We start from the raw sequence: 11,950 nt of genomic DNA, 5'->3' as shown, positions 1-11,950 counted from the left end.
AACTGCCCAGGCCCTCCTATTACAGCCCGTAGCACCGCAAAGCACAGACACGCGCCTAGAACCCTACCTTCTCACCCGCGGGGGAGCAACTACCACGGAAAAGGATTTCATGCGACTGACCTCACCCACCACACCTGACGCAGCAGCCTCGGCCAACCGTTCCTGGTGGGACCAGGATGCCGCCGATTACCACGCCCGCCACGACGCCTACCTCGAGGGTTTCCACTGGTCCCCGGAGATGCTCACCGAGGAGCAGGCGCGCCTGCTCGGTGATGTCCGCGGGTTGAATGTTCTCGAACTCGGCTGCGGCTCCGCCCCCTGTTCCGCGTGGCTGGCCCGCGACGGCGTCGGCTTCGTCACTGGTTTCGACATCTCCCGGGAGATGCTGGCGCATGCGGACGGCACCGTCCCCCTGGCCCAGGCCGATGTGCAGGCACTCCCCTACCGGGACGGTTCCTTCGACGTCGTCTTCTCCGCCTTCGGAGCGCTCCCCTTCGTCCCCGACGTGACGCCGGTGCTTGCCGACACCGCCCGCGTCCTGCGCCCCGCCGGCCGCCTGGTCTTCTCCGTCACCCACCCCATGCGCTGGATCTTCCCCGATGATCCGACGGAGTTCGAGGCGCAGATCAGCTATTTCGAGCGCGAGTACGTGGAGACGGACGAGGCCGGCACCGTCACCTACGCGGAGTTCCACCGCACCATCGGCGACTGGGTCCGCTCGCTGGTCGCCTCCGGTTTCCGGCTGCTCGACATCGTCGAACCGGAGTGGCCGGAGGCCTTGACCCGGACCTGGGGCCAGTGGTCACCCGAACGCGGCCGGATCTTCCCCGGCACCGCGATCTTCGTCGCGGAGCTGGCCTGAGCTCTCCATGACATGGAGCACCGGCGCGTCCCGGCTGACGTCAATGACCCCCGTCTCCCGGAAGCCCAGGTCCGAGTAATAGCCGACCAGGGTGTCCACGCATTCCAGGAGATAGGGCCCCGGGTAGGTGCGGTAGCCGTGCTCCACCAGCGCCCGGCCGCTGCCTGAGCCCTGGCGGGCGGGGCCGACGCCGAGCCACCGCAGGTAGGAGTATGTCCCCGGGTGGGTGGTGGCCCGCATGAGCCGTGCGGAGCGGCGTGCGATACGCATGCCCTCCACCGGGCCGGCATGCCGCAGCACCGCCCGGCCGAGGGCGAGCTGGTCGCGGAGGGAGGCCGACCAGCCCCGCCCGCTGCGCCACAGGCCGACCCCGGTGACCTCCCCGTCCGCGGTCAGGTGCAGCCAGGCGTCGCCGGCAGCGGCAGCCGCGCGCACCTCACCCCGGAAGTAGACCGGCAGCACCCGGGCCCGCAGCTCCGCATCGGCCGACAGTGCGCGGAACAGGGCCTCGCCGCGGAAGGCGTCGGCAAGCACCTCGGCCGCGGCGTCGATGTCCGCGGTCGTCGCAAGGCGGATCAGTGTGCCGCCTCATCCCAGTCGGCGCCGGCACCGGCGGAGACCTCCAGGGGCACGCGCAGGGTGATGGCGGAGTCCATCTCGCGTTCGAGGATGCCGCGGACCTGCTCGAGCTCCCCCGGCGCGATCTCGACGACGAGTTCGTCATGGACCTGCAGCAGTACCCGGGATTTCACCCCGGCGGCGCGCAGTTCGCGGTCGACGCGGATCATGGCCACCTTGATGATGTCGGCGGCCGTGCCCTGGATGGGGGCGTTGAGTGCGGCGCGTTCGGCGTTGTCGCGGGCGACGCGGTTGTCGGAGTTGAGTTCCGGCAGGTAGCGGCGGCGGCCGAAGAGGGTGGAGGTGTAGCCGTCCTTGCGGGCCTGGTCGACGACCTCAGCGAGGTAGCGCTGGACGCCGCCGAAGCGCTGGAAGTAGTTGTCCATGATGCCCTTGGCCTCCCCGGCGGGGATGTTGAGCTGCTGGGAGAGCCCGAAGGCGGACAGTCCGTAGACCAGGCCGTAGGACATGGCCTTGACGCGGCGTCGCAGTTCGGGGGTGACCTGGTCGATGGGGACCTCGAAGACGCGGGAGCCGACGTAGTTGTGCAGGTCCTCGCCCGCCTTGTACGCCTCGATCAGGCCGGGGTCCTGGGAGAGGTGCGCCATGACGCGCATCTCGATCTGCGAGTAGTCGGCCGTGAGCAGGCACTCGTAACCTTCACCGACGACGAAGGCGGAGCGGATCTTCCGGCCGGCGGGGGTTCGCACGGGGATGTTCTGCAGGTTCGGTTCTGTGGAGCTGAGACGTCCGGTGGAGGCGACGGTCTGGTTGAAGGTGGTGTGGATGCGGCCGTCGTGCTGGACGGTCTTGATCAGCCCCTCCAGGGTGGTCTTCATCTTCTGGTACTCGCGGTGCGCGAGCAGGTGGTCGAGGAAGGGGTGGGGGTGTTTGAGCGCGAGCTGCTCGATCTCCTTGGCGGCGGTGGACCAGCCGGTCTTGGTCTTCTTCGTCTTGGGCATCCCGAAGGTCTCGAAGAGGACGACCTGCAGCTGTTTGGGGCTCGACAGGTTGAGGGCGGGGTCGTCGGCAAGCTCGCGTGCGGCGGCCTCCTCCTCGGCGACCTGCTCCACGAAGCTCGCCAGCTGCTCCTCGAGCGTGGCGACGTCCACCGCGATACCCGTGGCCTCCATCCGGGCGAGGATGCCGGCGAGCGGGATCTCCATGTCGTGGTAGAGCTCGAAGGCCTGGATCTCCTGGAGCTGGCGGGTCAGTTCCTCCGCGAGCTCCAGGATGGCAGCGGCGGAGTCGACCAGCGAGGTGTCCCCGAGGAGGGAGAGCTGGTCCTCCGGTTCAGCGAGCTGGCGCTGCAGGTGACGCTGGTAGATGTCCTTGAGGTCGTAGGTGCGCTGGCCGGGGCGCAGCAGGTAGGCGGCGATGGCGGTGTCGTGGACGACGCCGCCCAGCTCCATGCTGCGCCCGGCGAACATGTGGAAGGCCGCCTTCGACTCGTGGAGATACTTCGGGGAGTCGGAGGCCAGCCACTCGGCCAGGGCCTTTTCGTCCGCGGGATCGAGTTCGGCGAGTTCGGCGCTGACGGCGTGCCGCTGCTTATCGACGATCGCCACCGCCGTCGCATCCCCCTGGTTCGGCGTGCCCACACCCTTCACATACAGGGCAAGCCCCTGGCCTTGACGTTCGGCGAGCCAGGTGGCGAGCGGGGTGTCGTCGACGGTGACGTCGGCAAGCTCGACACCGGCCTCGACGGTGCCCTCGGTGGGCACGGCGGCCAGGACGCGCTCGCGCAGGTTGGCGCCGAACTCGAGGTCGTCGAAACGCCTGGCCACCTCCGCGACATCCGCCGGCTTGAGCGTCAGCTGGTCCGGGCCGACCGGCAGCTCCATGTCGGTGAGCATGTGCGTGAGCCGGCGATTGAGACGGACCTGCTCCAGGCGCTCGCGGAAGTTCTCGCCGGCCTTGCCCTTGATCTCATCGGCGTGCTCGAGCAGGTTGTCCAGGGTGCCGTACTGCAGGATCCACTTGGTGGCGGTCTTCTCGCCCACGCCGGGGATGTTGGGCAGGTTATCGGACGGGTCGCCGCGCAGGGCGGCGAAATCCGGGTACTGCGCCGGGGTCAGCCCGTACTTCTCCTCGACAGCCGCCGGGGTGAAGCGGTGCAGGTTGGACACCCCGCGCATCGGGTACAGCACCGTGACGTTCTCATTGACCAGCTGGAGGTAATCCCGGTCGCCGGTGATGATCAGCGTCTCATAGCCCAGGGGCTCCGCGGCGGTGGCCAACGTGGCGAGGATATCGTCGGCCTCATAGTTCGCCTTGCTCAACGTCTGGATGCCGAGCGTGCCCAGAACCTCCTGCAGGATGTCCACCTGCCCCTTGAACTCCGGCGGCGAGGCCTCCCGCTGCGCCTTGTACTCGGGGAACATCTCCGTGCGGAAGGTCTTGCGCCCCACATCGAAGGCGACGGCCACATGCCCCGGCTTCTCCTCGGCGAGGATGTTCGCCAGCATCGACAGGAATCCGTACACCGCATTGGTGTGCTGACCACCCGTGGTGGAGAAGTTCTCGGCAGGCAGGGCATAGAAGGCACGGAAGGCCATTGAGTGCCCGTCAATGAGCAGAAGGCGGTTGTTCTCGGTCGTCTCAGTCACGCTGTCCAAGTGTAGCCAGGCCCATTGCACCACCGGCAGGCCCGTGCACTAAGCTCTTCCCTTGTTGCCCCCGTAGCCCAATTGGCAGAGGCAACGGATTCAAAACCCGTGCAGTGTGGGTTCGAGTCCCACCGGGGGCACTCTGTGCGAGATCCCGCGCCACCACTCATGTGGTGGCGCGGGATTTTCGCGTCTCCGGCTTGGTCGGGACCTATCCCACGCCACATCCCGGGGTCTTGGAGGAAATCGATTCCGACAAGACTCTTTTTCGTGACCTCTGACACATGCCGAAGCGTTAATATGAATGCTATGAAGAAGTTCACGCGCACCCTCACAGTCCTCGCCTCCAGCGCCGCCCTGACCTTCTCCGGAATGGGCGTTGCCTCCGCACAGTCCAGCGTCAGCGATCTGGAGAGGCTCTCCTCCTGGATCGGTGAACCCGACCGTCCTGACCACAATGCCCACGCGGAGCGCGAGCTTCGCGACGCCGCCGCCGACTGGGCACGGCGCACCACCGGCAACCACCGTGACAGCCTCAACAACCACGCCCGGGACGCTCACCTGCCCAGAGATAACGAATGGCGCTGGTCAAGCGTTGACGGCACCCAGATCCACACCTCCAACTGGAACCATGTCCACTACCGCTTCTACAAGGTGGAACGGAACAAGTACCGCAACATGGTCCGGGACTTCAACAACTCCGGTCGCCTGGACGAATTCCGGAACGGTAAGTACGGTGTCCATGCCCGGACCCACGGCGACCACGTCTACGTGACCGTCGCCTTCCAGCGCTGACCCCATCCACCCCAGCCCCCGCCACCCCGGTGGGGGTTTCACCTTTGCCGAAAAGGCCCAGACAACGAGCCGATGCAGTCATCCAGCGTCGACGGTCCCGACCCCCTGGACCGGCTAGCCCGAGCACCAGCGCGCGGAACGCGGTCAGGGGGCCGAACCTCCCCGTCGATGGCACCCACCACCGCCTTTATCAGGTAGAGGTGAAGAAGTACCGGAACATGGTCAACGACTTCCGCAACGGCGTCCCCAACTTCCAGCCAGCCCCTCCCCTGAGGGGCTTCCCCTTTTCTCAGCCTCCCGGCGACCGCAGCCCCCTGAGAAGATTGCAACACCGGCAAAGTTAGAGCGGCAGCAGCAATCAACCATGAGCGACATGGCCGAAACTACAGACATATAGGCCCAGACAGTGCAAATGATTGCCCCACCCAATAAAGAATGGTCGCCACGCCAGGCCCTGGGCAAAACTTGCGAACCCCCACTCCCGACCAGGCTCAGCATCCATCTATGTGAAAGTCGGAAAAACTACCGCTGACCTCAGCAAATGCAACGTATAACGATCCAGCAATGTGATCTGTGGCACTTAATTTCTGGGTTAAGGTCAAATCATGCACAAGATCACACGTACCCTCACAGTCATCGGCTCCGCCGTCGCACTAACTCTTGCCGGCACCGGAGTCGCGTCCGCAACCTCATACCCCGCCCCAGGCGGCATCGGAGACATCTCGTCCCACCTCTTCCCAGGTGGCATCCCCGGCGCCCCTGTCAACGCAGAACAGGAACTCCACAGGGCAGCTGAAGGCTATGCCCAAAGAAGCACTGGCAAGAATGTCGCCCTTCGCAACACAGAGGCGCGCACTACCAACATCACCGGCACTTGGTCGGATGTGGCCAGCGGTGTTGAGCGAATCATCAGAACTACCGGACACCCCCACTGGGACGAACACGTGTTCTTCCGGGTGAACCGGAATAACCACGGCCCCCTCATCGCCTGGCTCAACAATAATTCCCGATGGAACCACGACAAGGAATACGGAGTCCACGTCCACAGCGATGCCACTTACTACTACGTCAACATCGCTTTCTTCCACTGACCCCCACCCACCCCATAACCCCCACCATCCGGTGGGGGTTCCACCCCGTCCGGGCTCAGAAGCTCAGGCCGTAACCTTGTGCATAAGTGTTGCCGTCCCGGTCGCGGTAGGGGTAGTCCTCGCCACAGTATTTGCCGGGGACGTCACGGGGTGAGTTCTCGATGGCCGTCACGTCAGCGGGCAGGCTCATCGGCAGGCGGCCGGCCGGGCCGCCGTCCTCCCCGGACAGGGAGCGCAGCAGGTGGTCGGGGTGGATCTCGAAGGTGCCGATGACGGCGGCCGCATCAGGCTCGATCTCACCAAGTAGCCAGGGATTGGTGAAGTTGACCACCAGGAGGGTGGGCGCGGTCTGCTCGATCTCCCGGACGCGGTCCACGTCGACGCCGTTGGCGCGCGGGTCGACGGACAGGGCGACGCCTGCGCGGTCGTCCTCGAAAAGCGCGATCTCGGGGCGGGCCCAGACCAGGGCGATGTCGGCCTCGGCAGGGTCGTCGACAATCTCGGCACCCGCCCACACGCGCCCGATGGAGTCGACGAGCTTGATCTGCACGTCGTCGGTGAGGGTGCGGCCGGTGACAAACGGGTACACCTTGACGGCCCGGGCCAGGTCGAGGGGCAGCAGCCCGTCGGAACGTAGGAGGGTGACGGACTGGCGCTGGGCCTTCTCCCCCAGCGCGGCGACCTCCGCGCCGCCGATGATCGCGGCGGCGCCCTCAACATCGACGTAGGGGTTCTCGAAAAGCCCCAGCGCGAAGATCTCGGTGAGCAGCCGGGTACAGGCCTGGTTGAGGTCGGCGTCGCTGAGCAACCCCTGCTCGATGGCCCTGATCAGCTCAGAGGGGTCGGACATGTCGGAGAAGACGTCCGTGCCGGCCTTGACGGCCGCGGCGAAGCGCTCGGGCTTGGTCAGGTCCTCGACGCCCCAGACCATGGCGTCGATGACGCCGGAATCGGAGTTGACGTAACCGCGGTGGCCCATGCGGCGGCGCAGCAGCTGCTCCAGGAAGACCGCGTTGTAGGCGAAGGCGACCTCCGCGAACTGAGTGGTGGGCCCGGCCCAGAACTGTTCGTCAAGCTGGATGGCGGAGGTGTTCACCGGCTTGGCGTAGTACGGCATGATCGAGCTGGCACCAGTCACGCACGCCGCCTGGAAGGGCGGCAGGTGGTATTTCTCCAGGGCATCCTCGGTGGGGTACTCATTGGTCTGGCCCCACTCGAAATGGGGGTCGTGGCCGTCGAGACGCACGCCACCACCCGGGAAGTGCTTGATGGTGGTGGCCACCGACGTCGCGGACAGTTCCCGGCCCTGCATGCCGCGCACGATGTTGCCGATGTAGGCCGTGACCAGCTCGACATCCTCACCGAAAGTGCCGTTGAAACGCGACCAGCGCGGCTCGGAGGCGACGTCAGCCATATAACCGTAGAGCTTGTGCAGTCCCCCGGCACGCCACTCCCTGGCGATCTCCGCTCCGAAAGTCTCCATGAGGTCCGCATCGCCGAGGGCGGCGAGGCCGAGTTCGTGGGGCCACTCGGAGAACACACCGGCGGATTCGTTGACGCCGACCAGGGCGACCAGGGCGACGTGGTTGCGCGGGTTGGAGGCGAAGACCACCGGGATGCCCAGGCGGGAGTTCTCCGCGACCTCCTGGACGGTGTTGGTCCAGGTGGCCAGGTCCGCGGGTTCGAGGTTGTCGCGGCAGATGAGGAAGCGCTGGTGGCGGAGGTTGATGGCGTTGTCCGTGGCGGAGGTCACCAGCACCGGTTCCGGGTAGGGCTGGGAGGTGATGGGGTTGGCGTCGCGCCAGACATCCTTGTGGTTGAGGACACGCCCCTCCTCGGCATGGGGCAGGAACGGAGAGTAGCCGGGGTGGTGGGAGCCGATGATCATCAGGCCCGCCTTCTCCGCCGGGGTCATGCGCTGGACGAGGTCGGCGGCGCGTTCCCCGGGCCTGAGCCGCCAGTCCTCGTAGGGGTTGAGTTCCCCGTCGCCGTTGAGGTCACGGAACTCAAGGTCGTCCCGGGTGATCAGGCGGCCGGTCCGGCTGCCCAGGGTCGGCTGAATGGGCATGGTGGCAGTCATGGACCCAGCGTATCGGCGCGCACCTCAGACTTCCCCCTCCCGGTAGGATTCAGCCGTATGCGCCGCACACTGATTTCCCTGACCACCGCAGCCGCCCTCGCCCTGGGTTTCACACCCGCTGCGCAGGCCGGCCCGTCCTCCCTGCTCCCTCCCGAGGTGAACTCGAAGGTGCAGGAGGTTCCGGCTGAGCTGCGTCTGGGGTCCACCGGCGCGGAGATGCTCTCCTCGAACCCGTCCCCGGAACAGCAGCGCGAGGCCGCCATCCTGCTGGGCCGGGACTGGCTCATCGGCATCGTGGGCGTCGTGGTGATCGGCGGTATCGTCCAGGCTGTCTCAGCGCATGTGCGCTAGTCCCGTACACTGAAGGGCTGAAATTTCGAGCCCTCTGACCATGGAAGGCGTGCGCCGAGAAGCCATGACCACCCCCCATCATTATCCAGCCAAGACTCCGCGCACCCCGCTGCACGTCGTGGCCAACCTCATCCGCGGCGCCCTCATCGGCATGGCCGAGCTCGTGCCGGGTATCTCCGGCGGCACCGTCGCGCTGATCATCGGTGTCTACGAGCGTGCGCTCAACACCGGCAATCAGCTCCTGCGCCGCCAGTTCTCCCAGGTGGACTGGTGGTTCCTCATCGCCGTGGGCGTGGGCATGGTCACGGCCGTGTTCTCCATGTCGACGGTGCTGGTCACCTTCGTCGAGGGCTACCCCGAGGTGGCCCGCGGCCTGTTCCTCGGAATGGTCGCCGTGTCCATCCTCGTGCCGGTGGGCATGATGGACCCGCAGGATCTGCGCCGCCGCCTGCCGGTGGCCGTCCCGTTGTTCATCGTGGGCGCGGTGCTGGCCTTCCTGGGCACCAGCTTCACCTCTGCCCCGCAGGAGGACCCCTCCCTGGTGATCGTCTTCCTGGCCGCGGCCGTCGCCGTATGTGCCCTGGCCATGCCGGGCCTGTCGGGTTCCTTCCTGCTGCTGGCCTTCGGCCTGTACAACCCGATCATGGCCTCCCTGTCCGACCGGGACTGGGCTGTCATCCTCACGTTCATGGCCGGCGCCCTCGTCGGTATCGCCCTGTTCATCCGCGGCCTGACCTGGGTGCTGGAGCACCACCGCACCCTGACCCTGGCATTGATGTCCGGCCTCATGCTCGGTTCCCTGCGCGCCCTGTGGCCCTGGCAGTCCGAGGACGCGGAGCTGCTGGCACCGGGTGAGAACGTGTGGACGGTCGTCGGCGTGACCGTCATCGGGGCGGTCATCGTCGCCGCCTTCATCATCGCCGACCGCATCGCCACCACCTCCCGGGCCCGCGAGTCCACGGTCGTCGAGGAGTCCGTGCCGGCATGAGCAGACGCCGGTGGAGTGCTCTCGCGGTGATCGCGGCGGCGTCGATGAGCCTGAGCGCGTGCGTGACCAACGTCGAGGAGGTCCACCCCGAGGGCTGGACCCCCATCATCCCGGAAGCCGTGCCCGAGATCGCCGCGATGGTGCCCGAATCCGTGGCCGCCGACGGCGTGCTCAGCGGTGGCACCAACCCGCCCTTCGCACCCTTTGAACTCAAGGACTCCGACGGCGCGATCGTCGGCATGGAGATGGACCTGGTGCGTGCCACCGCCGCGGTGATGGGCCTGGAGTTCCGCCCCGTCGAGCAGGACTTCGCCCTGATCATCCCCGCCGTGCAGGCCGGCACCCTCGACGTGGGCACCTCCGGATTCACCGACAACGAGGAACGCCGCCGTTCGGTTGACTTCATCAACTTCCTCTACGCCGGCATCCAGTGGGCCCAGCCCACCGGCACCGACGTCGACCCGGAGAACGCCTGCGGTTTAACCGTCGCGGTGCAGCGCACCACCGTCTCCGAGACCGACGACGTCCGGCCGAAGGCGCAGGCCTGCGAGGAGGCGGGCAAGGAGCCCATCACCATCCTGTCCTACGATACCTCCGACAACGCCGCGCTCTCCGCGCTGCTCGGGCGTGCCGACGCCCTGTCCGCCGACTCCCCTGTCACCGCCTGGGCGGTCGCCCGCTCCGACGAGGGGCTTGAGCTGACCGGCGACATGTTCGCCGCCGCCCCCTACGGCTGGGCCGTACCCAAGGATTCCGAACTGGGCCCGGCGATGGCCACCGCCCTGCAGCACCTGATCGACACCGGCGACTACCAGCGCATCCTCGCCCAGTGGGGCGTGGAGACCGGCCTGGTGGAGCAGGCCATGATCAACGAGAAGGAGATTGACGCGTGAGCACCCCCGCCCCCATCCAGGCGAAACCCCTGCGCCATCCCGGCCGCTGGATCCTGGCCGCCATCGTCCTGGGCCTGACCGCCTGGTTCGTCATCGGCGCCCTGAACAACGAGGCCTACGGCTGGGAGATCTACCGGGCCTATCTCTTCGACACCCGCATCGCCACCGCCGCGCTGCACACCCTGGCGCTGACCGTCCTGGCCATGATCCTCGGCGTGGTGCTCGGCGCCACCCTCGCTGTCATGCGGATGTCCCCCAACCCGGTGCTGCGCGGCGTGGCCTGGGCCTACCTGTGGGTCTTCCGCGGTACCCCCGTCTACGTGCAGCTGGTCTTCTGGGGCCTGCTCGGCTCCCTCTACCAGTCCATCAACGTCGGCTTCACCGAGATCGAACTCGAACCGCTGCTGCGCAACGCCTTCCTCCTGGCAGTGCTGGGCCTGGGGCTCAACGAGGCCGCCTACATGGCCGAGATCGTCCGCTCCGGCATCTCCTCTGTGCCCGAGGGCCAGATGGAGGCCTCCAAGGCACTGGGCATGAGCTGGTCGCTGACCATGCGGCGTACCGTCCTGCCGCAGGCGATGCGCATCATCATCCCGCCGACCGGCAACGAACTGATCTCCATGCTCAAGACCACCTCCCTGGTGGTGGCCATCCCCTACACCCTCGAACTCTACGGCCGGTCCATGGACATCGCCGCCGCACTGTTCGACCCGGTGCCCATGCTGCTGGTCGCCGCCACCTGGTACCTGGCCGTGACCTCACTGCTCATGGTCGGCCAGTACTACCTGGAGAAGCACTTCGAGAAGGGCGCGCGCCGGGAACTGACCGCCCGCCAGCTCGCCGCCCTCGCCGACGCCGAGGGCACCATCCCCGGCAACGTCACCGTGAAGGAGACCCCGTGACCGACCTGATGATCGACGCCCAGCAGGTGTGCAAGTCCTTCGGCCAGCTGGAGGTGCTCAAAGGCATCGACCTGCAGGTGCCCACGGGCACGGTGACCTGCCTCATCGGCCCCTCCGGTTCCGGAAAGTCCACCTTCCTGCGGTGTGTCAACCACCTGGAGAAGGTCACCGCCGGCCGCCTCTACGTCGACGGCGAGCTCATCGGCTACCGGGAGCGCAACGGCGTGCTCCACGAGATCTCCGAGAAGGAGGCCGCCCGCCAGCGCGCTGACATCGGCATGGTCTTCCAGCAGTTCAACCTCTTCCCCCACCGCACGGTCCTGGAGAACATCATCGAGGCACCGATCCACGTCAAGGGCCACTCCGCGGCTGCAGCGAAGAAGCGTGCCCTGGAGCTGCTCGAGCAGGTCGGCCTGGCTCACAAGGCCGGCGCCTACCCCGTACAGCTCTCCGGCGGCCAGCAGCAGCGCGTGGCCATCGCCCGCGCCGTGGCCATGGAACCCAAGCTCATGCTCTTCGACGAACCCACCTCCGCGCTCGACCCGGAACTGGTCGGCGAGGTGCTGCGTGTCATGCGCCAGCTCGCCGAGGACGGCATGACCATGATGGTGGTCACCCACGAGATGGGCTTCGCCCGCGAGGTCGCCGACACCGTCGTGTTCATGGACGGCGGCAAGGTCATCGAGGCCGGCTCCCCGGAGCAGGTCCTGGACAACCCGCAGGAGGGCCGCACCCGCGCCTTCCTGTCCTCGCTGTTCTGA

Annotated in this window: 11 protein-coding genes and 1 tRNA gene; 9 read left to right on the top strand and 3 right to left on the bottom strand. The window is 66.9% G+C overall.

What is annotated here, in order from left to right; all coding sequences use genetic code 11:
* The first annotated feature begins 109 nt into the window (after positions 1–109).
* Positions 110–862 (top strand): class I SAM-dependent methyltransferase, encoded by a 753-nt coding sequence (locus tag NYP18_RS09670; protein ID WP_259427988.1) that lies wholly within the window; start codon positions 110–112, stop codon positions 860–862.
* Here NYP18_RS09670 and NYP18_RS09665 read toward each other — a convergent pair.
* Both NYP18_RS09665 and polA read right to left on the bottom strand, forming a co-directional pair.
* Positions 803–1,396 (bottom strand): hypothetical protein, encoded by a 594-nt coding sequence (locus NYP18_RS09665; protein WP_259427987.1) that lies wholly within the window; start codon positions 1,394–1,396, stop codon positions 803–805. The two genes, NYP18_RS09670 and NYP18_RS09665, sit on opposite strands and share 60 nt — an antisense overlap.
* A gap of 41 nt (positions 1,397–1,437) precedes the next feature.
* The gene (gene polA / locus NYP18_RS09660; protein ID WP_439648081.1) at positions 1,438–4,038 is read right to left on the bottom strand and encodes a DNA polymerase I; all 2,601 of its coding nucleotides are present in this window, start codon (positions 4,036–4,038) and stop codon (positions 1,438–1,440) included.
* A 117-nt stretch (positions 4,039–4,155) separates the two neighbouring features.
* On the opposite strand from polA, the gene NYP18_RS09655 reads away from it, so the two are divergent.
* From NYP18_RS09655 to NYP18_RS09645, 3 genes are all read left to right on the top strand, one after another.
* Positions 4,156–4,229 (top strand) — tRNA-Leu (locus NYP18_RS09655).
* Positions 4,230–4,398: 169 nt separating this feature from the next.
* A complete protein-coding gene (locus NYP18_RS09650) occupies positions 4,399–4,884 on the top strand; it encodes a hypothetical protein (RefSeq protein ID WP_259427986.1) in 486 nt (161 codons plus the stop codon).
* A gap of 605 nt (positions 4,885–5,489) precedes the next feature.
* Entirely contained in the window at positions 5,490–5,975 is a 486-nt protein-coding gene (locus tag NYP18_RS09645) for a hypothetical protein (protein WP_259427985.1), read from the top strand.
* Positions 5,976–6,030: 55 nt separating this feature from the next.
* Here NYP18_RS09645 and NYP18_RS09640 read toward each other — a convergent pair whose 3' ends face one another.
* Complete coding sequence (locus tag NYP18_RS09640; RefSeq protein WP_259427984.1) at positions 6,031–8,055, bottom strand: glycoside hydrolase family 3 protein; 2,025 nt, start codon at positions 8,053–8,055, stop codon at positions 6,031–6,033.
* A gap of 57 nt (positions 8,056–8,112) precedes the next feature.
* On the opposite strand from NYP18_RS09640, the gene NYP18_RS09635 reads away from it, so the two are divergent.
* The 5 genes from NYP18_RS09635 to NYP18_RS09615 are packed head-to-tail and all read left to right on the top strand — an operon-like array spanning position 8,113 to position 11,950.
* Positions 8,113–8,406, top strand: a complete 294-nt coding sequence (locus NYP18_RS09635; protein ID WP_259427983.1) for a hypothetical protein — start codon at positions 8,113–8,115, stop codon at positions 8,404–8,406.
* Between the two features lie 40 nt (positions 8,407–8,446).
* A complete protein-coding gene (locus NYP18_RS09630) occupies positions 8,447–9,394 on the top strand; it encodes a DUF368 domain-containing protein (RefSeq protein ID WP_439648080.1) in 948 nt (315 codons plus the stop codon).
* Positions 9,391–10,287 (top strand): ABC transporter substrate-binding protein, encoded by an 897-nt coding sequence (locus NYP18_RS09625; protein ID WP_259427981.1) that lies wholly within the window; start codon positions 9,391–9,393, stop codon positions 10,285–10,287. The genes NYP18_RS09630 and NYP18_RS09625 overlap by 4 nt, the downstream gene beginning before the upstream one ends.
* On the top strand, positions 10,284–11,189 hold the full coding sequence (locus NYP18_RS09620; protein ID WP_259427980.1) for an amino acid ABC transporter permease: 906 nt from the start codon (positions 10,284–10,286) through the stop codon (positions 11,187–11,189). The genes NYP18_RS09625 and NYP18_RS09620 overlap by 4 nt, the downstream gene beginning before the upstream one ends.
* Positions 11,186–11,950: an amino acid ABC transporter ATP-binding protein gene (locus NYP18_RS09615; RefSeq protein ID WP_369415253.1), complete on the top strand. Its 765-nt coding sequence runs from the start codon at positions 11,186–11,188 to the stop codon at positions 11,948–11,950. The genes NYP18_RS09620 and NYP18_RS09615 overlap by 4 nt, the downstream gene beginning before the upstream one ends.

The sequence above is a fragment of the Corynebacterium lemuris genome, from assembly GCF_024919295.1.
Taxonomy (GTDB): Bacteria; Actinomycetota; Actinomycetes; order Mycobacteriales; family Mycobacteriaceae; genus Corynebacterium; species Corynebacterium lemuris.
Note: the sequence above shows the minus strand (reverse complement) of the source record. Positions and strands in the feature narration are given on the sequence as shown.

Bases quoted from the DNA above. Each gene is read 5' to 3' on its own strand.
- NYP18_RS09640 (WP_259427984.1), bottom strand. From the start codon at position 8,055: ATGACTGCCACCATGCCCATTCAGCCGACCCTGGGCAGCCGGACCGGC.
- NYP18_RS09625 (WP_259427981.1), top strand. From the start codon at position 9,391: ATGAGCAGACGCCGGTGGAGTGCTCTCGCGGTGATCGCGGCGGCGTCG.
- NYP18_RS09645 (WP_259427985.1), top strand. From the start codon at position 5,490: ATGCACAAGATCACACGTACCCTCACAGTCATCGGCTCCGCCGTCGCA.
- NYP18_RS09630 (WP_439648080.1), top strand. From the start codon at position 8,447: ATGGAAGGCGTGCGCCGAGAAGCCATGACCACCCCCCATCATTATCCA.
- NYP18_RS09670 (WP_259427988.1), top strand. From the start codon at position 110: ATGCGACTGACCTCACCCACCACACCTGACGCAGCAGCCTCGGCCAAC.
- polA (WP_439648081.1), bottom strand. From the start codon at position 4,038: ATGGCCTTCCGTGCCTTCTATGCCCTGCCTGCCGAGAACTTCTCCACC.
- NYP18_RS09635 (WP_259427983.1), top strand. From the start codon at position 8,113: ATGCGCCGCACACTGATTTCCCTGACCACCGCAGCCGCCCTCGCCCTG.
- NYP18_RS09650 (WP_259427986.1), top strand. From the start codon at position 4,399: ATGAAGAAGTTCACGCGCACCCTCACAGTCCTCGCCTCCAGCGCCGCC.